The organism is Dyadobacter sp. HNCC25DJ185 (genome assembly GCF_056895195.1).
In genome coordinates this window covers 380677-400842 of the sequence record NZ_JBXHAR010000004.1, presented here as the reverse complement: position 1 = coordinate 400842, position 20166 = coordinate 380677, and the positions used below count along the sequence as shown (strand labels likewise).

Below are 20166 nucleotides of genomic sequence, written 5' to 3'. Positions count from 1 at the left end.
TTTAAGGTGCTTTGTAGGAGATTAGTCCAATGATGTTAAATGTCCATCATAAACTGAACAAGATTGGCATCCATGCCCAATCCCAGTTTTTTCCTGAGCCTGTAACGCTTTATCTCCACGCCACGGATTGAGATTCCAAGCGCAGGCGCCATCTCTTTGGTAGAAAGATTCATCCGAAGGCAGGCTGCCAAACGTAATTCAGAAGGAGAAATAGAAGGGTATAATTGGCGAAGCCTTTTGAAGAATTGCTCATGTACGTCGTCGAAATTCTGTTCGAAAAGAACCCAGTCTTCCTTCCCGGCCACGTTACGTTCGATACTGTTCAGTAGTTTCTGGTAATGAATATTAGGCAATTGCTGGCCCAGTTCTTCTTTTACTTGTTTAAGTTCGTCCCTGATTTCTTCCAGGATTTCATTTTTCCGTACCACATTGATAGCCACATTGCTCAATTGCTGGCTTTTGCTCTGGATCTCGCTCTGCAGCTTTTCGTTCTGAATACGCATGATCTGCCTTTCGCTGGAAAGGCGCTGCTGGCGTAGCTTTTCTTCCTGCTCTTCGATGAGTTTTGAACGGTGCCTCGCTAGACGTTTCTCCTGATAGTAAATAAGGCCAACGATGGCGAGCACCGAGACGACGGCGAAGAGAATTCTTGCAAAAAGCGTTTCCCGCCAATAGGGCTTAATACTGAAAGTATAAGATTTGACGGAGTCGTTCGCACTACTGCGTATTTCGAAGGTATAATCAGCAGACTCGAGGTTGGTAAACTCAACGAAATTCTGATTTGTCCATTCAGACCACTGTTCAGTCAGGCCCTTGAGTCTGTATTTGTACTGGATGTTCTGGCCATATTCGGGTAGCGCAAAAACAATTCTCAGGGACCTGACCTCTGGCGGTAAAGCAGGTTTTCCCTGAATACTGAAATTTTCAGATAAATTTCTCAGGTTCGCGACCCGCCTGATGAGTGGGACGGACGCAATAGTCTCATTTTGCCTTACAGATGTGCGGTTATATAAGGCATATCCATTGTCAAGACAGAAAAAGTAATAATTGTCGGAGAGTGGAATGATCGTTTCATTATTTCTGATTAGGCTTAGGGCCAGATTGGCCATATTATTCCCGGGAGAATAAAATGCAATACGATTCATGAATACTTTGAACCAATCCCCATGTGTTCCTGCCCTGACTTTAAAAGACTCGTCTTCCCTGGGGAAATCGTGACTTGTTTGTAGTCTGTTATTTTGGTCGGGCTCGAGAAAAGTATTGCCGGATTTAATATGTATCCTGCCTTTCCATTTTGTTATTTCAATCGAAAATTCGCTTGGCAGTTCTGCCGGAGCCCTATATTCCTTCCATTTCAAAGCAGAGTCAAGCTTCGGAGTGAGTTGTGCCGAAAAAAGACCTTTGTAAGCATGACCAAGCCAAAATACTCCTTTTGAATCGATCTCTATTTGTCGGATTGGGATTGGAGGGACGCCTTTCACAGGATAAGCATAAGACCACAGGTTCTGTTTGTTTTTCTTGTAAACGTGCAGCCCCGTGTATGAGCTCTGCAGCAGCAAAGTGTCTTTTCCGTTCATTACCGGGCGAATAATCCACCCGCCGTTAACATCTGATATCTTTTTGATACCCGCGTCTTCAATCCGGTAGGTAGCGTCATTATGTCCGCATAGCAGCTGGTCCTCAACGACTTTCAGGTTCCATGTCTGGCCTTCCAGTCCCGGGATCGGTCGAAACGGATCGGGCGACAGCCATTTTTTCACAAAGACCCCTTTGTTGGATCCAACATATAAGTCACCATGCCAAATTGCGGCGGCGTAGGTAGAGCCCAATGGATTGTCATTGGTTTGATAGGAGATAATCGGTGACGACATTCTGACCATATCGATACCCTGATCCAGTCCGATCCAGAGATGTTTATGACTATCTTCAGTGAGCGCGAGTACGGTGTTGTTCTGCAGGCCGGTTTCTTTGTTGAATTGATATTTGAGATTCCCATTTTTAGAAACAACATATACGCCATTTTGAATGGTACCAAAAACCAAGCTGCTGTCCTGGCTGAGAATTACCGCGCGATTGATGATGTTTCTTTTGAGCTCTTCTGAGATGTCGATTTTCCACGAAGTCAGTAGGCCGTTTTCCCAGACAAACAAGCCGTGCTTGGTAGTCGTGAACAGGATCCGCCGGCCTGAAAGGGGAAGTATAGAAGAAACAATAGAGGAGGACAGGGATTCTGTTCCGGGCATCGGCTCGAACTTTCGACCTCTAAGTTCAAAAATGCCTTTTCCAATTACCTGAATCAATAATTTTTTATGAACGAACCTAAGGAACATGAAGTTACCCAATGCTTCCAGCTCTATCAGGTTTTTGCCATCATATCTGTAAATTTTCGCAAAGGATTGAAAATAGATGTACCTGGGGGTTTTCAGGATATGCCATATTTCCTCAGTTTTCAGGCTGGGGAAATTGGCGTTCTTGCTTAGAGAATAATATCTCAGTTGGCCAGTATTCTCCTTTTTCCAATACCCAAATTCTCCAAACCCGCCAACATAAATGCGTTGCTCGTTGCTGACGAAGCTTTTACCAGTTTTTCCGGATGCTGTATGAACCGGTATTTCGTCATACAAAACAGCCCTGACGATTTGCCCGTCGGGGAATGGGTATAATTTCCAGGATGCCCCATCGAATTCCAGGAGCCCGTCGGAATTCGCGGCATAAATCAGTTGATCAGCACTTTGACTAACCGACCAATTCTGGTTATGTGCTTTGTAAACCGAAGACGAATAATTGACCAGTGGTGGCGTTTCCTGGGCATAGCAGTGGATGGAAGTGACGATCAAAAAGAGCAGCATACATCTGGCAACAGCCACAAGCTTGATCAGCTGAGCAAGTATCCAAGTCAGTGCGTGAGATGTAACAGACTGGCTAAAAATCATTTAACTGCCTTTAATATCATTATAATGTTTCATCAAGGGTTTCGCATGCTACCCGTTCTTCAAACCAATTTTGCCGGCAAATAAAAGAACAGTCCCCATTGTTTCGCTTAGCTCTCCTCTTGTTGATGGCGCCAGATTAAGCCATCCGATATTATACGAAGAGCGATGTTCGTTACAATCTTAACGAATCCGGGTCATATTATGTAAAGGCTACCCTCGCGAATCGGCCTGGTTTTACAATAGCAATCGCGGAACGACTTTATAGGCCCCGCCCAGCGCAGCACGTTTAGTATTGGTTTGCTGCGAAGCGGATTCAGCTGTGTAGCCAGGCTATCGACTGTATTTTCTTTATGCGCAATGCGATATGAACAGTTCGGCCAAGCTCAATGCCTTTCAAGCACATTATTATGAAAAAAGCCGGTCCGGATTTCCAGACCGGCCGGCTATGACCTGTGATCATAAAGTCTTACAAACTCAAAGCGCCATTCATTGATCGAACGGCTTCTGCAGACTTTTCAAATGCAGCCTTTTCAGCATCGCTCAGACGGAGGTTAACGATTTTCTCCCAGCCGCCCCTTCCCAGGACAACAGGTACGCCCATACAAATATCTTTTTGACCGTATTCGCCGTTCAGGTACACGCTGCAAGGCACAATGCGTTTCTGGTTGCGAACAATGCTCTCAACCAATAACAATGTGGCTGCGCCGGGTGCGTACCAGGCCGACGTGCCAATTAATTTAGTCAGTGTAGCACCTCCAACCATTGTATCTGCGGCGACTTTTTCCAACTGTTCTGCCGACAGAAAACGACTGACCGGTATACCATTATAAGTGGCAAGACGGGTAAGGGGGATCATCGTTGTATCTCCGTGGCCACCGATGACCATTCCATGAATATCCAAAGGCGAAACGTCCATGGCCAGTGCGAGATAGGTTTTGAAGCGTGCGCTGTCGAGTGCGCCGCCCATTCCGATCAGGCGTTTCTTCGGGATGCCCGATTCTTTAAGTGCAAGGTAGGTCATTGTATCCATTGGATTGGAAACGACAATGATGATGGCTTTGGGGGAATACTTAAGAATGTTTTCGGTTACTCCTTTAACGATTCCTGCGTTGATGCCGATCAACTCCTCGCGGGTCATACCTGGTTTACGGGGAAGACCAGAGGTAATTACTACTACGTCCGACCCTTTTGTTTTTTCATAATCATTGGTAGAACCCACAGGCTTGGTGTTGAACCCAAGGAGTGCCGCTGTCTGGTACATATCCAGTGATTTGCCTTCACTTACGCCCTCTTTTATATCAAGCAAAACGACCTCCTCTGCCAGTTCGCGACGAATAATATTATCGGCAGTGGTTGCACCGACGGCGCCCGCACCTACAACAGTAATCTTCATAAAAAATATGGTTAATTGTATAGAAATTAATGCTTTTTGAATTTTATCCTAAAAGTAGGACACATAATTTGTTTAAACCAAAGGGAATGTAATTTTTTGCCAGAAAAGTCCGAGGCGTGATCCAAAATGCAATTTTTTACGTATCTTGATAGTTATATTGGCATTACAAACCACTTTTTCTTGCTCGATATAATGAAGGATGAGTCAATGATTTCACAGATTTTAAAATCCGTTTTTTTTAAAAATGCCAAAGGAAAAGCAGGCCGGTATGCAGAGAATTCAAGCAAATTGTTCGAATTGATAAGGGACTCGGTCAGCAAGCTACAGAAGGTGGGTTTTAAAGGGAATTTATCAGAGTTTCAAACCAGTGTGCAGTTGTTGATCAGAATGGTGAAGGCCTATGCATCCGGAGAATATCGGAGCCTGCCCTGGAAAAGCCTGCTTTCGATTGTTGCAGTACTCATCTATTTTGTCTCCCCCATCGACTTGATACCTGATTTTCTGCCCTTCATAGGCATCACCGACGACGTGGCATTGGTCGTCTGGTTGGTTAAAACACTGGGGGATGATGTAAAGAAATTCGGGGATTGGGAGAAGCGTGAAAAAACAATTAATATAGGATAAAGTAGGCTTTTGTTGTAGCTCTTGTAAAAAAGAATAATTATTTTTGTAAACATTAAAAAAGAAACAGATATGGAATCAGTAACCGTTTTGGCATTTATGGGATTGGGTGGACAAGAAATCTTTTTGGTTGCCTTGTTCGTTTTACTATTCTTCGGTGCGAAGAAAATTCCTGAGTTGATGCGCGGTTTGGGGCAAGGTATCAATGAATTCAAGAACGCTACTAAAGACGTGAAGGAAAATATTGAAAAAAGTATGGAAGACCCCAAATAACGCTTCCATCTTATCGAAGTTATAACAGAGCCTGTAAGTCTCAACTTATCGGCTCTGATTCTTTATTTACAACCCCACAAATAATTTACATTGAAAGAGTATCTGACGCTAGCCGATATCCAGAAAGATTTGCGTGAAGGAGGTTTGACCTGCGTCAAGTTAGTTGATCATTATCTGCAGAAAATAGAGTCCAACAAACATCTGAATGCCTTCGTGGAGGTTTATGCCGACGAGGCAAAAAAGGCAGCCCTTACTTTGGATGAAAAAATAGCCGGTAGAACTGCGGGGAAACTGGCGGGGCTTATTATCGGGCTTAAAGATGTCCTATCCTACAAAGGACACGGGCTTCAAGCAGGAAGCAAGATTCTGCAATCTTACCGGGCACCATTTACAGCAACTGCGGTTCAAAGGCTTCTAGACGAAGATGCGATTGTCATCGGAAGGCAAAACTGTGACGAGTTTGCGATGGGTTCTTCCAATGAAAATTCTTCATTTGGGCCTGTACTCAATGCGGCCGACCATTCCAAAGTTCCGGGAGGATCGTCGGGCGGCTCGGCAGTAGCGGTTCAGGCAGGCATGTGTCACGCCTCATTAGGTAGCGATACGGGTGGGTCTGTCCGGCAGCCAGCTGCTTTTTGTGGGGTCGTCGGGGTTAAACCATCCTATGGAAGGGTTTCCAGGTATGGGCTGATCGCCTATGCCTCCTCATTTGATTGCGTAGGGCCAATCACCAAAAGTATTGAAGATGCGGCGCTCATCTTGGAAATCATGGCTGGTGCGGACGGTTTCGATAGCACGGTATCCGAAAAACCGGTACCATCTTATACTTCCGCACTAAACTGGAGTGGAAAAGCGAGGGTCGGATACATCGAGGAAGCAGTGGAAAATGAAGCTATCTCATTTGAAATTCGTCAGCAAACGCTCGACATTCTCAATAAACTACGTGCAGAAGGCCATGAAGTTACACCAGTAAAAATGGCCCTGCTTGATTCTTTATTGCCTACTTATTATATTTTAACAACCGCCGAAGCAAGCTCGAACTTATCAAGGTTTGACGGCGTACGATATGGATACAGAAGTACGGAATCGAAAGATCTGGAAACTATGTACAAAAAAACACGCACGGAGGCTTTCGGTGAGGAGGTGAGAAGAAGGATATTGCTGGGGACTTTCGTCCTGAGCGCGAATTACTACGACGCATACTATACCAAGGCGCAACGCGTTAGAAGACTGGTGCGGGAGGAAACGGACAGGTTCTTCGAGCAGTTTGATTTTCTGATCTCGCCGGTCACGCCTACCACCGCCTTTACAATAGGAGAGAAGACGGAAGATCCATTGCAAATGTATCTCGCTGATATCTTCACAGTTCAGGCGAATGTTGTTGGAAATCCGGCTGTATCCATTCCCAACGGTCTCGACCAACATGGAATGCCAATTGGAATTCAGGTGATGGCCCCTTATTTTGGTGAAGAGAAAATGCTGGCCTTTGCCAGCTACCTCACCAGGCTGAACGAAAAAGTTGCCGCAGAATACAATACAAATCACTAGATTACTTAAAATGAATTGATCATTTTTGTGATCTTGCTTCTTAAGCAGCGTTTGTATTTAACCCGAGGTTTAAAGAAAATTATCGTGCCAGAATAACAGACGTTTCTGCTAAAGTTATTCTGTCAAAGATTTTTGTGAGCAATAAGCAAAATGTGTTAGAGATTATTCTGATTCATCAGGAAAATTAAAAAGGATTTTTATCTGTAAGTTATTCATCAACAGGTACTAGCCATTGAAAACCGTGAATTGATTAACCTTCAAAAAACATTATTGATGAGGATTTCAACAAAAGTATTGTGGCTCGGAGCCGTGTGTTTGGGATACTGGAATTCGCCTGCAATGGCGGGGGGCGCTCCTCCGGCGATTCCACAAGAGAAGTTAGCATTCGAGCCGGATACCCTGGGGAAAATTGCTCAGGCAGATGCAAATTTGTTGCCTTATTTACCGGAAGTTGAAGAAATAGGCCCAAACCCAGCAGTGCCTGAGGCGCTGCTCAAAGAACGGTTTGCAAAGCTCGAAAAATCAATTCCGCTTACCTATCATAAGTCTTCACACGAATTTGTAGAATATTTCATTTACAAAAAAGCGGCGTTTACCAAAACGATGATGGAGAGAATGCCACTCTATTTTCCTCTTTTTGAGAAGGAACTTCAGAAGCATGGTCTTCCGACCGAACTGAAATACTTATCGATGATCGAATCGGGGCTTAATCCGACCGTGATCTCACATGCAAGAGCGGGTGGCTTATGGCAATTCATGCCTGCAACTGGAAGGGAATTCGGCTTGTATCAAGACAAATACATTGACGAACGTTTTGAACCCGTAAAAGCGACAGAAGCGGCCTGCCAGTACCTTGCACAACTTTACAGGATTTTTGGAGATTGGGAACTGGCACTCGCATCATACAATACAGGTCCGGGGAATGTCAAACGCGCCATGCGGCGGTCAAAGGGAACCACCTTCTGGACGATCTATAATGTGCTTCCGAGAGAAACCAGATCGTATGTACCCCAATATGTCGCGATGAACTACATGATGAACTACGGGTACGATCACGGTATCTACCCTGAAAACACCGAATTCCAGATTCCCAATGACACCATCCACATCAACGGATATATCGACCTGCTCACTTTCTGCCAGCAAAGCAGTATCAATTTTGAGGATCTTAAAAAGCTGAACCCTCAGATTACAAAGACAATACTGCCTGATCAGACGCGGGATTTTGTTCTGAAAGTGCCGAGTGTTCAATACACTTATCTGGCCAGCAACCGGAAGGTAATTATGGATTCCTGCACCAGAAGATTTACCACCTCCGGGATGATGGTTGCAAAGGCCGACAGTACAGCGGTGGATTCATTAGGTAAAAACTCCTCTTTCCCCTATGCACTGGCTTCGAATGAGACCAGTGCAGACGAGGATGAAGATCCCGAGAGTGAGGAACTTGCCATATCCAGCACCCAAACCAGGAGATCTTCCCATACCGTACGCCGGGGAGAGAATCTGGGCGCGATTGCAAGGCGGTACCACGTTTCGGTTTCAGAGTTGAAACAATGGAACCACATCCGGCGAAACAGCATCCGACGAGGGCAACGGCTGGTAATCTTTAAAGAAGTAAAAGTAGCAGCGCCAACAACGCGCGTAGCCATGGCTTCCTACAGGAATGAGGAACAGCAGCCAGCAAAAAAGGACAGACATATCAAAAAACGTTACCATACCGTCCAGAAAGGTGACACATTATGGATTATTTCACAACGTTACGGACTGGAAATCAGTCAATTGAAAAAACGCAACAGGATCAGAGGCAACTCTATCAAGCCTGGACAAAAACTGATCATTTCGACGTAGTGAACAGTAGTAACAAAACACACATACTATATATATGATTGCCTACGTTAACGGAACTGTAACCTATAAGGATCCGGCATACGCCATTATTGATGTAAATGGAATAGGCTATGAAGTGCGCATATCATTACAAACCTATACGTCGCTTCCGGAAATCGGAGAACGCTGCAAATTGGTAACGTTTCTCAATATACGGGAAGATGCCCATGTACTTTATGGCTTTTGGGGGAATGATGAGAAAAAGCTTTTCCTTGATCTGGTTGGCATATCGGGAATTGGTCCGTCCACTGCTCTGGTTATGCTCTCATCACTTTCATCCTCTGAAATACGGCGGGGAATTATAGACGAAGACCTGCGTCTGATCCAATCGATCAAAGGGATTGGGTCGAAAACTGCTCAACGCGTTATTCTGGAATTGAGAGATAAAATGCGCAAGGAAGAGCTGGTCTCAACAGGCCCAAAATCCTCAGAAACATCTTCCGGTACTTTAAGGAGTGAAGCATTGGCGGCATTGGTAACATTAGGTATACCCAAAGCGACCGCGGAAAAAAGTCTGGATGCGATTATTAAGCGCGAAGGACAATCCATTACTGTTGAAAACTTGATAAAACTGGCGCTTCGATAACCAGGACCGCAATGATATTTGGTGAAAAAATTTACGATAGTAAAATCGTTCTGATGGCTTTGATTGTAGATACAACCTTCTCTAAATAAGTATATTACCTTGTCATCAACGATCTACTCATTTCTCTTTAAGGTATTAAGTATTTCAGCAGGAGCGATATTGTTAGCAAACGTTTCGGTTGAAAGGGATGAGCCGTATGCAGCGCAGGGTCAGGAGCTCGCGATACTGGAAGATACCATCAGGGAAGACACTGTAAAGAAAAATGTGGACCGCTCCGGCAACCAACTGATCATGCGTTGGAAGGACTATTACTCCAACCGGATAGTGGAACCCCGCCCGAGATCGCCATTTTACATGCGTGATCCAGCTAATATCTCAACTGCCATTGTCCTGGACAGTGCCGGTAAGGTGGCTGTTTCCGAAAAAATCCAGACTCCTTCCGGAAATCTCAACTTTCGTGCCCCTGAGCGCATGGACTTGGAAACTTATGATAAAATCCAGGAAGACCGGGCGTTCAAAAGTTTGTTGCGCGAGTATGCGGGAAGGCAGGATGGCAAAAGTGCCATGGGAGCAAGGGGTCTATTGCCCAAACTGGACATTCCGCCTGCGCTTTCCAAATTGCTGGGGGACGATTTTATCAATTTCAAACCAACTGGTTTTGTTTCCCTTGATCTGGGACTGATGCACCAGTTTCTGGACAATCCTTCCATTCCTATCCGTCAGAGGAAGAATACGCAGTTTATTTTCAACGAGCAGATCAGTATCAACTTCGATGCTAAATTGGGGGACCAGCTTGGGTTTCAAACTAATTTCGATACAAAGGCCAACTTCAACTTTGAGAACGCGATTAAACTGAATTACAAAAACCCTGAAGAGAGCTTTATCCGTAAAATTGAGGCCGGAAATATCAACTGGGCCATCAACAGTCAGCTTATTCCCGGCGTTCAGAATTTATTCGGGCTAAAGACAGACTTTCAGTTTGGTCGGTTGAGTGCCACTTTTGTCGCTTCACAACAAAAATCCAGTAAAGAGCGGATTGTCTTGCGCGGAGGAGCCCAAAACCGGGATTTTGAACTCCGGGCCGATACTTATGATGAGAACCGTAACTTTTTCCTGTCCCAATATTTCAGGAACAGGTACGAAAGCTCTTTGCAAAATACGCCTACCATTACCTCGGGCGTGACAGTGACGCGGCTTGAAGTATATGTGACAAACCGGACAACGACAACCGAGTCGCTCCGGAATGTGGTTGGTTTTGCGGATCTTGGCGAACCAGCGCCTTACAGGTCAGCCAACCCGAGTTTGCAACCGATCCGATCGACGTCACCAGCCGACAATGCAGCAAACGGGCTTTATCAGGCACTAACTACAAATGACGCGTTTCGGCAGGTTGATAATACCAATAGTGTCATCACTGGTCTGGGTTTTGAGAGAACAGTTGATTATGAGTTGTTACGAGGTTCAAAGAGGCTTGTCGCAGACAGGGATTATACTTTTCATCCGCAATTAGGCTATATCTCACTCACCAACGCACTTAGAAACGACGAGGTATTGGCGGTTTCTTATGAATATACCCTCAATGGCCGTGCATTCAAAGTGGGGGAATTGACAGAAGATTACCAGGCCAGGAAGGATAATGAAGTTATTGCATTGAAATTATTGAAGTCGTCGACTATCCGGAACAATACCAAGCTTCCGATGTGGGACCTGATGATGAAAAACATTTACTCCCTCGGAACAAGCCAGATTGATAAACAGGGTTTCCAACTTAGGATTATTTATAAGGATGATCAGACTGGTATTGATAATCCCAACTTACAGGAAAGCAGCATTGCCAATGTTCCGTTGATCCGGCTCGCCGGTCTCGATCGCCTCAACCCGGTAAATGATCTGCAACCAGACGGAAATTTTGACTTTGTCGACGGTATTACGATGGATAGCAAAACGGGCCGTATCATTTTTCCCGTTCTTGAACCCTTTGGGTCCAACCTCTCCAGAAAATTCGGTGCCGGAGAAGATCAGTACAGGAACAAATATGTGTTCAATGAGCTGTATCGGACAACGATGATCGATGCGCAGCAAATTACAGAGCGGAATAAGTTTTTCCTGAAAGGTACTTACCAGTCCAGCGGGGGAGCGGAAGTGCAGCTCCCGTTTGGAGTATTGGAAACTTCAGTTACCGTTACTTCCGGCGGGGTACCTCTTGCAGCGGGCTCTGATTATATTGTTGAAGCCCAAATTGGCCGGGTGCGGTTACTGAATAGCAGCGTCCTTAATTCCGGACGCGAAATTGTGATCGAGTACGAAAGGCCTGATATGTTCCAGAACCAGATCCGTTCCTTGCTGGGTACGCATTTGGACTATGTCGTAAACCGTGACCTGAGTATTGGTGCGACCATTATGAAATACCGCGAAAGGACAGCGGGGTTTTTGTCAAGGGTTTCCATTGGGAATGAGCCAGTCAATAATACAATGCTCGGTTTCAGTATTAATTTCAGAAAGGATGTACCCTTTCTGACCAAATGGCTGGATGCGCTTCCTTTATTGCAAACGAAGGAAATGTCGAGCATACAGTTCAAAGGTGAACTTGCCAAGTTATTGCCTGGTGTTTCAAAAGATGTGAACAACCGTTCACTGGTGGATGATTTTGAAGCGGCACGGACGATTTATGATCTTTCTCGCCAGCCCCAGAAATGGCGTCTTGCCTCCGTACCAACCAAGTTTCGGGAAGGACTGGACGGGAAAACGTTGAACTATGGATACAGACGAGCCAAGATTTCAGCCTATACCGTCGATAACATTTTTGGAGGAACACAGGGACTTGGTGGCGGTTACACACCTCCGAGTAATATCGAAGAGTCCGACCGCCAGTTTTTCTACGAAAGGTTATATCTGCCCAATGAAATTTTCCCCAACCGGGCCATTGCAGGTTTGGTAACGTATCCGCAGCAGGTTTTGGATATCGCCTACTACCCCAGCGAAAGAGGTATGTACAATTACAATACAGACTTGGCTTCGGACGGGCGCTTAAAAACACCACGAACTAATTTCGGGGCAATCAGTCGTGCCATTACTTCTGATAACGATTTCGACAATGCCAACATAGAGAGCATCGAATTCTGGATGCTTGATCCTTTTATCGCCGGAGACAATGGACGGGTAAGGGACGGTATTGAAAACAAAAACAACACAACCGGCGGCAAGCTGGTGTTCAACCTGGGCGATATTTCCGAGGATGTGATCCCTGACGAACGTTACAATTTTGAAAACGGCCTTCCACTGGTCCCCAAGCAAGTAGGCGTCAATGTCGATTCGACGGCCTGGGGATATGCGACGAAGTCCCAATATCTGATCAATGCATTCAGTAACGAATCGGGTGCGCGGCAGAAGCAGGATATTGGATTGGACGGGTTGTCAAATGAGGAGGAGCGTAATTTCTTTCGGGATTACCTGAGCCGACTTCCCGCTAACCTTACCCCGGCGGCAAGAGAGAAAATACTATCGGATCCGTCGGGTGACGATTTTAAGTTTTTCCTCGGGGCTGATTTGGATAGCGCCGGTCTGAAGGTATTAGAGCGCTATAAGAACTACATCGGAATGGAGAACAACTCTCCGGAAAGCCAGGGCCGGGCCACGGATGTAACGCCGGCATCGACCAATGTTCCCGATGGCGAGGATATGAACGTCGACAATACGATCAATGACAATGAAGCATATTACGAGTACGAGATCGATTTAAAACCCAATCAACTGGCTATCGGCAATGGTTATATTGTGGATAAAACGGAAACCAATGGTCAGAACTGGTATCTGTTTAGGGTGCCGATCAAAGAGTTTTCCGGCGTGGTGGGGAACATGAACGGTTTCAAGTCCATCAGGTTCATGAGGATGTACCTGACGGATTTTCAGCAGCCTGTCGTATTGCGTTTCGCGCAATTGCAGATGGTAGGCCAGCAATACCGGAAGTATACATCCAATCTGGATGCGCCGGGTTTGCAGGAAGTACCTGAACCTTATGATGCAAAATTCACAGTTGGTACGGTAAGTATCGAAGAAAATAGCGACCCTCGCGGTGGTGCCAATAAATATATCTACTCCATTCCTCCGGGCTGGAAACGTGACCAGGACAATACCCAAAGGCCTCCCTTGCTGCTGAATGAGCAATCCATGAGCCTTTGCGTAACAGATTTGCGGGACGGAGACTCAAGGGCCGTTTACAAAAATGTGAACCTTGATTTGCTGTTCCGCAAAAGGCTTCGGATGTATGTCCACATGCAGAATGAACAAAGTGAGGACGGCATGGTAGGGGCCTTCATGCGTGTTGGCACGGACCTTACCCAGAATTACTACGAAATAGATCTTTCAACCTTGCAGGCTACGCGCCCGTCCGCGACAGATCCGACGGAAATCTGGCCGGAAGGGAATGAAATTAATATCGCGCTGGCAGACTTGATTGCAGCAAAGGCTGAACGCAACAGACAGATCGATAAAAACCTGAGTGTTCCTTACACGGTCAGAACTTCCGATGGAAAGTTCAGGCTGACGGTTGTAGGTAATCCCGATCTGAGTTCGGTCCGCGTGATGATGATTGGGATGCGAAATCCCAAATCAAGTGACGAACGTCCTAAAACCTTTTGCATCTGGGTGGATGAAATGCATGTGGAAGGGTTTGATGATACAGGAGGTATAGCGGCGATAGCACAGTTGAACGCGAAACTGGCCGATTTTGCCACGCTCACGGCTTCCGGGCGGATAGAAACTTTTGGCTTTGGAAGTGTCCAGCAGCGTATTGGTGAGCGTTCAAGGAATTTTACTCAGGAGTATGGAGTGTCGTCCAATATTGCATTGGATAAGTTACTTCCGGCCGAATGGGGATTCAGTATACCGCTGTTTGTGAGCTATGACCGGCGGAATGTAAAGCCGCATTTTAATCCGCTCGACCCGGACACGCCTTTAAGTACGTCGCTGGGTAACCTGCTGACGGATGAAGAACGGGATGGATATAGCAGGATGGTAGAGGAAAATGCAGTCAAGCGAGGGTTTAACTTTTCCAATGTCCGGAAAATTAAAATGAAACCCGGAGCGAAAAACCATTTTTATGATTTTGAGAATTTCGCATTTAATTATGCTTACAGCGACGATAAGCGCAGGAACGTGCTGACTCAGGAATACAATCAGCGTTTGTACAAAGGTGGGATAGCCTACATTTACAGTAGCCAGCCCAAAGCATTCGAACCATTTAAGAATTGGAAAGCCACAAGTCGCTGGGCGGATCTGATCAAGGATGTTAACCTGACATTACTCCCTAATATGGTGCAGGTCCGCACCGATGTGGACCGCCGTTTTCTTAAAACCCAGTTACGCAATGCAGACCTGACTACAGATGGGATTCAGCCATTATTTGAAAAATACTTCTGGTTTAACCGTTACTATGATTTTGGCTGGAACCTAACCAGGAATATGACATTGACCTATAACGCATCGGCCAGTTCCATCATCGATGAACCAATGGGCGATATCAATACTGCCGAGAAAAAGGATTCGCTTTGGACCAATTTTAAAAAGCTGGGCAGGATCAAAAACTTTGACCAGAAAATAGACTTCACGTATCGTTTGCCTTTGGATAAAATTCCGTTGACTGATTGGATGACAGCCGATTATAAACATTCGGTAGCTTATCAGTACCAGGCCAATGCATTGGGATTGAAAGATACCCTGGGCCTTCCGTTTGGGGATATCATTCGGAATAGCCGGGAGCGCGGGGTTACCGGCAAGGTCGATTTTGTTTTGCTCTATAATAAACTTCGTTATCTGAAATTTGCAAATACCCCTTCTGCAGCACGTAAAAACTTTGCGAGAAGTCCGGGGGATATTGAGGAAATCGATATGAGGACGACCGATATTCTTAAAAGCCTGACAAGGGCCTTGATGACCGTAAGAGGTATCAATGTGAGTTATTCTGTTACTGAAACCACGGCATTGCCAGGTTACCTGCATGCACCGAAATATTTCGGGATTGATAGAACCAATGCGCCAGGGTTGCCTTTCGTACTGGGCCAGCAAGACCGTAATTTCCAGGTTAAGGCGGCGCAAAAAGGCTGGATTACAACAAGCAGGGAGCAAAACATGCCTTTTCAGCAGACGATCGCCAAGAATTTTTCTGCCAATACAACACTCGAGCCTTTCAAGGATTTCAGGTTGATTATCGAGGCCAGACTCACCAGGCAAGATGCATATCAGGAGTTTTACAGGCCTGATTCTACTGGTAGCTTTGTTTCCCAAAGTCCGCTACGGAACGGACAGTTCAGTATGTCGTTTATGTCATTCCGTACGGCTTTTGCAAAAATGCGGCGTGACAATTCTTCGCCTGTTTTTGACAAATTCAGGGCGTATAGGACAATCCTGCGCGACAGGCTGAATGCTGAAAATAAAAGTGGCGGAGAGTACAACGAAACTTCGCAGGACGTTTTGATTTCCTCATTCTTTGCGGCTTATACCGGTAAAGACCCCAATACGGTGCGGACAAACCCGTTCCTGAAATTCCCGATGCCAAACTGGGACCTCAGCTACAACGGATTGTCCCAGTTGCCGATGTTCAAGAAGCTGTTCAGCTCTTTTACTTTAAAACATAAGTATATGTCCAATTACAGCGTAGGTAACTTTACTTCCTCACTGGATTATGAAGCGCTTTATGTGAACCTCGCCGTGACGGGCTATCCATTGTCTTCACGGTTGAATGATCTCGGACAATATGTACCTGTTTTCGCGATGAGCACGATCACGCTGTCCGAAAAATTTCAGCCGTTGGTAGGCGTTGAATTCCGCACCCAAAGCCGCGTCACAGCACGTGTAGAATATAACCGCGACAGAACTGTGGCGCTCAATTTATCTAACTCCCAGGTGGCAGAGCTGTTCAACCAGGATGTGACCGTGAACATTGGTTTCACTAAAAACAATGTAGCCATTCCTTTCAAGATCAATGGGGTCAAAAGGAAGCTTAAGAATGATATGACCATGCAGCTCGGCCTGACGTTCCGAGATACCCGGTCGATTCAGAGGAAATTTGACGGGGAAAATATTCCGATTGCCGGAAACATCAACTTTCAGCTCAGGCCAACGATCAATTATATGGTCAATAACAGGTTGAGTCTTCAATTCTATTTCGATAGAACTTTCAATGATCCGCTCGTTTCCAATTCATTTTACAGGGCCAGTACCTCTGGCGGGGTGCAGTTAAAGTTCAATTTGGCAGAATAATATTTGATTTGGAAAATACACGCCACATCCTGTAATTTGCGGTTCAAAGATGTTTTAACTTACCTGATCAAATCATGAATTTTCCGTCAGATATAAAATACACAGAAGATCACGAATGGATTCGTATTGAAGGAGATACAGCCATCATTGGAATTACGGACCATGCACAGAATGAATTAGGTGATATTGTGTATGTTGACATTAATACGATCGGGGATGCTCTGGAAAAGGGGGAAATTTTTGGATCTGTAGAAGCCGTAAAAACGGTTTCGGATCTTTTCATACCGATAGCTGGTACGGTGCTGGAAGTAAATGAAAAACTGGACGGCGAGCCAGAACTTGTCAACACAGATCCCTATGGTGACGGATGGATGGTGAAGATCAGTTTGGCAAGTCCTGGCGATGAAGATGGTTTATTGTCGGCCGAAGATTACCAGAAATATATAGGTGCCTGATATTTAGGTTTTAAGCTCCATTCGGAGCTTTTTTTTTGACATCGGTTTCCCCTCATCGGATACCGGTTATTAGATTGAAAAACATGAAAGTATTAGTTCGTTCCGTTCGAATCATTGATAAAAAATCCTCCTTCAACGGACAGATATGCGACGTATTGATAGAGGATGGGAAACTAAAGGAAATAGGACAAGACATTATTACAGATCAGGCGGAGGTATTGATAGGGGAGGGGCTTTGCATGTCGGCAGGCTGGATTGATATGCGGGTCGCGGGACGTGACCCGGGATTTGAGCACAAGGAAGATCTGACGTCGGTACGTGCGGCAGCGGCTCATGGCGGTTTCACCGAAATCGTTTTATTGCCCAATACGCAGCCTGTCGTACATAGTAAGGATACCTTGAATTACATACGGCAGTCGGGTTCCGGGGGATTAGTGAAATTGCATGTGGCAGCGGCGGTAAGCCGGAATGCAGAAGGCGTGGATTTCACGGAAATGATCGACCTGCATGAGGCAGGGGCCATTGCTTTTACAGACGGAGAACATCCGGTACAGAATGCAGACCTTTTTCTGAAAACAATTTTGTATTTGCAACCCCTGAATGCATTGCTGATGAACCGCCCGGAAGACCGGCAACTGACGCTTTACGGACAAATGCACGAGGGTATTACGAGTACTTTGATCGGATTAAAAGGCATGCCTTCGTTGGCTGAGGAAATGATGTTGAACCGTGACCTCAAATTGCTGGACTATGCGCTGGAAAAAAGCATGTACCAGTCGGGGGCACCTGCGCTTCACATTTCGTTGATTTCTACCACCGCCGGCGTGGAACTGGTCAGGGAGGCGAAGAAAAAAGGACTGCCGGTTTCCTGTGATATCGCGGCGCACCAGCTTGCTTTCGAAGACAAAGACCTGATCGATTTTGACACCAATCTGAAAGTCAACCCGCCTTTCCGGTCGGCTGGCGACCAGGAATCATTAAGGAGCGCTCTGGCGGACGGAACGATCGACGCGATCGTATCGGACCATAACCCGCATGACGAGGAGAGCAAAAACCTTGAATTTGACCATGCTGATTTTGGAATGACAGGGTTGGAAACAGCATTTTCACTGGCGGTAATGCATAGTGGTTTGCCGATTGAAGAAGTGGTCGAAAAGCTCACTTCCGCGCCGAGACGGATACTTCGACTTCCCGAATTGGCGATTGAAGTAGGAGCACTTGCCAATGTGACACTCTTTGAGCCGGATGCTGCATGGAGTTTTGGAAAAAGTTATTCCAAATCAAAGAACACACCTTTTTTGGGACAGAAGCTTAGGGGGAAAGTAAAAGGGGTTATCAACAATGGAAAACTGGAGTGGTATTCATGAAATCAATAATTGCTTATTTTAATAAACCTATTTTAAAACTTTCGTTGCTTTTTGGCCTCGCAACAGGCATTTTAGTATTTGTATTTTTTATCGGCCTGTATTTAATGGGCATAGTACCGCTGGGAAATAACAAAGTTCTGGATTTCGGAATCCATGTGATCATGATCGCCGGTGCATGCTGGTATTATCGTAAAAAGGTCGGCAATGGCTTTATGCACCTTTGGGAAGCGTTGACGATCGGGTACGTGGTAAATACCATCGGCGCGTTGATTGCCGGGTGGCTGATCTACTTTTTTGTTACTTATGTGGATCCTTCCGTGTTTACAGACTACCTGGCACAGATGAAAACTTTGATGCTGGAAGGAAAAACAGAACTGGTTAAGAACATTGGCGAAGCGGAGTTCCTGAAAATGTACAACGGAGTGGAAAGTATGGAAACATCCGGGATCATCATGGATGAAGTAAGTAAAAAAACAGTGATGGCCATTATTCCCATTTTGGTTATTTCATTGATATTCAGGAAGCAGGATTACGGCCTCTACCAAAATAAGTCTTAAATTTATCTTAACATGGAAGAAAAAATATCTACTGCCAGGGTTGCCTTGAAATATGGAGTGATCGGATCTGTTGTGATCATGATTTACTCGACCATCCTCAATGTTGCCGGATTTTCTCAGAATAAAATATTATCGTCGCTGTCCTTCGTTTTCATGATTATCGCCATCATATTGGCTATGAAGGATTTCAGGGAGCAAAGTAAGGGCTTTATGTCGTACGGTGAAGGATTGGGCCTTGGAACGCTGGTGTCGGCTGTGATGGGATTGCTAAGTTCTGCTTTTACGATGTTTTACATCCAGTTTATTGATAATACATTGCTTACCCAGGGAATGGATCAGGTACGTGAAGATATGGAAAGAAGGGGTATGGATGATTCCCAGATTGACCAGGCCATGGAATTATCTCAGAAGTTTATGTCACCCGGCGTTGTGTTCGTTATAGGCATATTGGGGTATGTCATGACAGGCTTCATTGTTTCGCTGATTATCGCGGCCATCATGCGCCGGGAAAAACCGGTTTTTGATTGATTTTAGTTGTTTAAATTTCAGACTGGTGCTGGCAGTTTTTAACAAAGAGATAGGTAGTTTTTTCAATTCGCTGATCGCCTATATTGTGATGGGCGTGTTCCTGACGGCGGTAGGATTAATCGTCTGGGTTTTTCCCGAGTCCAATATCCTGGATTATGGTTATGCCGATCTCGGTTCTTTTTTCAGCCTCGCGCCTTATGTGTTGATTTTTCTCATTCCCGCCATTACTATGCGTTCGTTTGCCGAGGAACTGCGCAACGGAACGCTCGAATTGTTACTTACCAAACCGCTCCGTAATGCTGAACTCGTGCTGGGTAAATTTTTCGCCAACTGGGTGCTGGTACTGGTGACCCTCGTGCCCACGACGATCTATTATTACAGTGTCTACAAGTTGGGTAACCCGGAAGGGAACGTCGATTCTGCTTCAGTTTTCGGGTCGTATATCGGGCTGTTACTTTTGAGTGGCGTTGTTGTTTCGATGGGTATCTGGTGCTCTTCCCTCAACGATAATCAGATCGTCGCATTTATGCTGGGCGTGTTCCTGGCCTTTGTCTGGTATGTTGGTTTTGGTGCAATTTCTACTTTGTTTGGTACGAGTATCCTTTCACAAATATTTTCCTGGGCGGCATTAGATGCTCAGTATCAATCACTAGGGAGGGGAGTGGTTGACTCCCGCAATGTTATTTATCTGCTCAGTACCATGGCTTTATTTATTTGCCTTACACTCTGGCGAGTGGAAAATCTCAGAAAATAGGGCGTTT

At 45.5% G+C, this 20166-nt stretch carries 13 protein-coding genes; 11 read left to right on the top strand and 2 right to left on the bottom strand.

Annotated features, from left to right (window positions below):
- Window positions 1–35 precede the first annotated feature (35 nt).
- Window positions 36–2933, bottom strand: a complete 2898-nt coding sequence (locus tag AC1XUF_RS13510; RefSeq protein ID WP_483342331.1) for a triple tyrosine motif-containing protein — start codon at window positions 2931–2933, stop codon at window positions 36–38.
- 466 nt (window positions 2934–3399) lie between these two features.
- Window positions 3400–4326 carry a malate dehydrogenase gene (gene mdh, locus AC1XUF_RS13505; protein WP_483342330.1) on the bottom strand — a complete coding sequence of 309 codons (927 nt, stop codon included), beginning with the start codon at window positions 4324–4326 and terminating at the stop codon, window positions 3400–3402.
- Between the two features lie 207 nt (window positions 4327–4533).
- On the opposite strand from mdh, the gene AC1XUF_RS13500 reads away from it, so the two are divergent.
- The 11 genes from AC1XUF_RS13500 to gldF all read left to right on the top strand — a co-directional run bounded on the left by AC1XUF_RS13500 (window position 4534) and on the right by gldF (window position 20159).
- Window positions 4534–4950 (top strand): YkvA family protein, encoded by a 417-nt coding sequence (locus tag AC1XUF_RS13500; RefSeq protein WP_483342329.1) that lies wholly within the window; start codon window positions 4534–4536, stop codon window positions 4948–4950.
- Between the two features lie 69 nt (window positions 4951–5019).
- Window positions 5020–5220 (top strand): Sec-independent protein translocase subunit TatA/TatB, encoded by a 201-nt coding sequence (locus AC1XUF_RS13495; protein WP_026631334.1) that lies wholly within the window; start codon window positions 5020–5022, stop codon window positions 5218–5220.
- A gap of 90 nt (window positions 5221–5310) precedes the next feature.
- On the top strand, window positions 5311–6768 hold the full coding sequence (gene gatA / locus AC1XUF_RS13490; RefSeq protein ID WP_483342328.1) for an Asp-tRNA(Asn)/Glu-tRNA(Gln) amidotransferase subunit GatA: 1458 nt from the start codon (window positions 5311–5313) through the stop codon (window positions 6766–6768).
- 273 nt (window positions 6769–7041) lie between these two features.
- The gene (locus AC1XUF_RS13485; protein ID WP_483342327.1) at window positions 7042–8616 is read left to right on the top strand and encodes a lytic transglycosylase domain-containing protein; all 1575 of its coding nucleotides are present in this window, start codon (window positions 7042–7044) and stop codon (window positions 8614–8616) included.
- Between the two features lie 34 nt (window positions 8617–8650).
- Window positions 8651–9241, top strand: a complete 591-nt coding sequence (gene ruvA / locus AC1XUF_RS13480) for a Holliday junction branch migration protein RuvA (protein WP_483342326.1) — start codon at window positions 8651–8653, stop codon at window positions 9239–9241.
- Window positions 9242–9340: 99 nt separating this feature from the next.
- Window positions 9341–16498: a T9SS outer membrane translocon Sov/SprA gene (gene sov / locus AC1XUF_RS13475; protein ID WP_483342325.1), complete on the top strand. Its 7158-nt coding sequence runs from the start codon at window positions 9341–9343 to the stop codon at window positions 16496–16498.
- Between the two features lie 74 nt (window positions 16499–16572).
- Complete coding sequence (gene gcvH, locus AC1XUF_RS13470) at window positions 16573–16953, top strand: glycine cleavage system protein GcvH (protein WP_483342324.1); 381 nt, start codon at window positions 16573–16575, stop codon at window positions 16951–16953.
- Between the two features lie 83 nt (window positions 16954–17036).
- Window positions 17037–18320 carry a dihydroorotase gene (locus tag AC1XUF_RS13465; protein ID WP_483342323.1) on the top strand — a complete coding sequence of 428 codons (1284 nt, stop codon included), beginning with the start codon at window positions 17037–17039 and terminating at the stop codon, window positions 18318–18320.
- A complete protein-coding gene (locus AC1XUF_RS13460) occupies window positions 18317–18877 on the top strand; it encodes a DUF4199 domain-containing protein (protein WP_483342322.1) in 561 nt (186 codons plus the stop codon). Before AC1XUF_RS13465 ends, AC1XUF_RS13460 begins: the two co-directional genes overlap by 4 nt.
- Before the next feature lie 12 nt (window positions 18878–18889).
- Window positions 18890–19405 (top strand): DUF4199 domain-containing protein, encoded by a 516-nt coding sequence (locus tag AC1XUF_RS13455; RefSeq protein WP_483342321.1) that lies wholly within the window; start codon window positions 18890–18892, stop codon window positions 19403–19405.
- Between the two features lie 25 nt (window positions 19406–19430).
- Window positions 19431–20159 carry a gliding motility-associated ABC transporter permease subunit GldF gene (gene gldF, locus AC1XUF_RS13450; RefSeq protein WP_483342320.1) on the top strand — a complete coding sequence of 243 codons (729 nt, stop codon included), beginning with the start codon at window positions 19431–19433 and terminating at the stop codon, window positions 20157–20159.
- Window positions 20160–20166 lie beyond the last annotated feature (7 nt).

Bases quoted from the DNA above. Each gene is read 5' to 3' on its own strand.
- AC1XUF_RS13510 (WP_483342331.1), bottom strand. From the start codon at position 2,933: ATGATTTTTAGCCAGTCTGTTACATCTCACGCACTGACTTGGATACTT.
- mdh (WP_483342330.1), bottom strand. From the start codon at position 4,326: ATGAAGATTACTGTTGTAGGTGCGGGCGCCGTCGGTGCAACCACTGCC.
- AC1XUF_RS13500 (WP_483342329.1), top strand. From the start codon at position 4,534: ATGATTTCACAGATTTTAAAATCCGTTTTTTTTAAAAATGCCAAAGGA.
- AC1XUF_RS13465 (WP_483342323.1), top strand. From the start codon at position 17,037: ATGAAAGTATTAGTTCGTTCCGTTCGAATCATTGATAAAAAATCCTCC.
- gcvH (WP_483342324.1), top strand. From the start codon at position 16,573: ATGAATTTTCCGTCAGATATAAAATACACAGAAGATCACGAATGGATT.
- AC1XUF_RS13485 (WP_483342327.1), top strand. From the start codon at position 7,042: ATGAGGATTTCAACAAAAGTATTGTGGCTCGGAGCCGTGTGTTTGGGA.
- AC1XUF_RS13460 (WP_483342322.1), top strand. From the start codon at position 18,317: ATGAAATCAATAATTGCTTATTTTAATAAACCTATTTTAAAACTTTCG.
- ruvA (WP_483342326.1), top strand. From the start codon at position 8,651: ATGATTGCCTACGTTAACGGAACTGTAACCTATAAGGATCCGGCATAC.
- AC1XUF_RS13455 (WP_483342321.1), top strand. From the start codon at position 18,890: ATGGAAGAAAAAATATCTACTGCCAGGGTTGCCTTGAAATATGGAGTG.
- AC1XUF_RS13495 (WP_026631334.1), top strand. From the start codon at position 5,020: ATGGAATCAGTAACCGTTTTGGCATTTATGGGATTGGGTGGACAAGAA.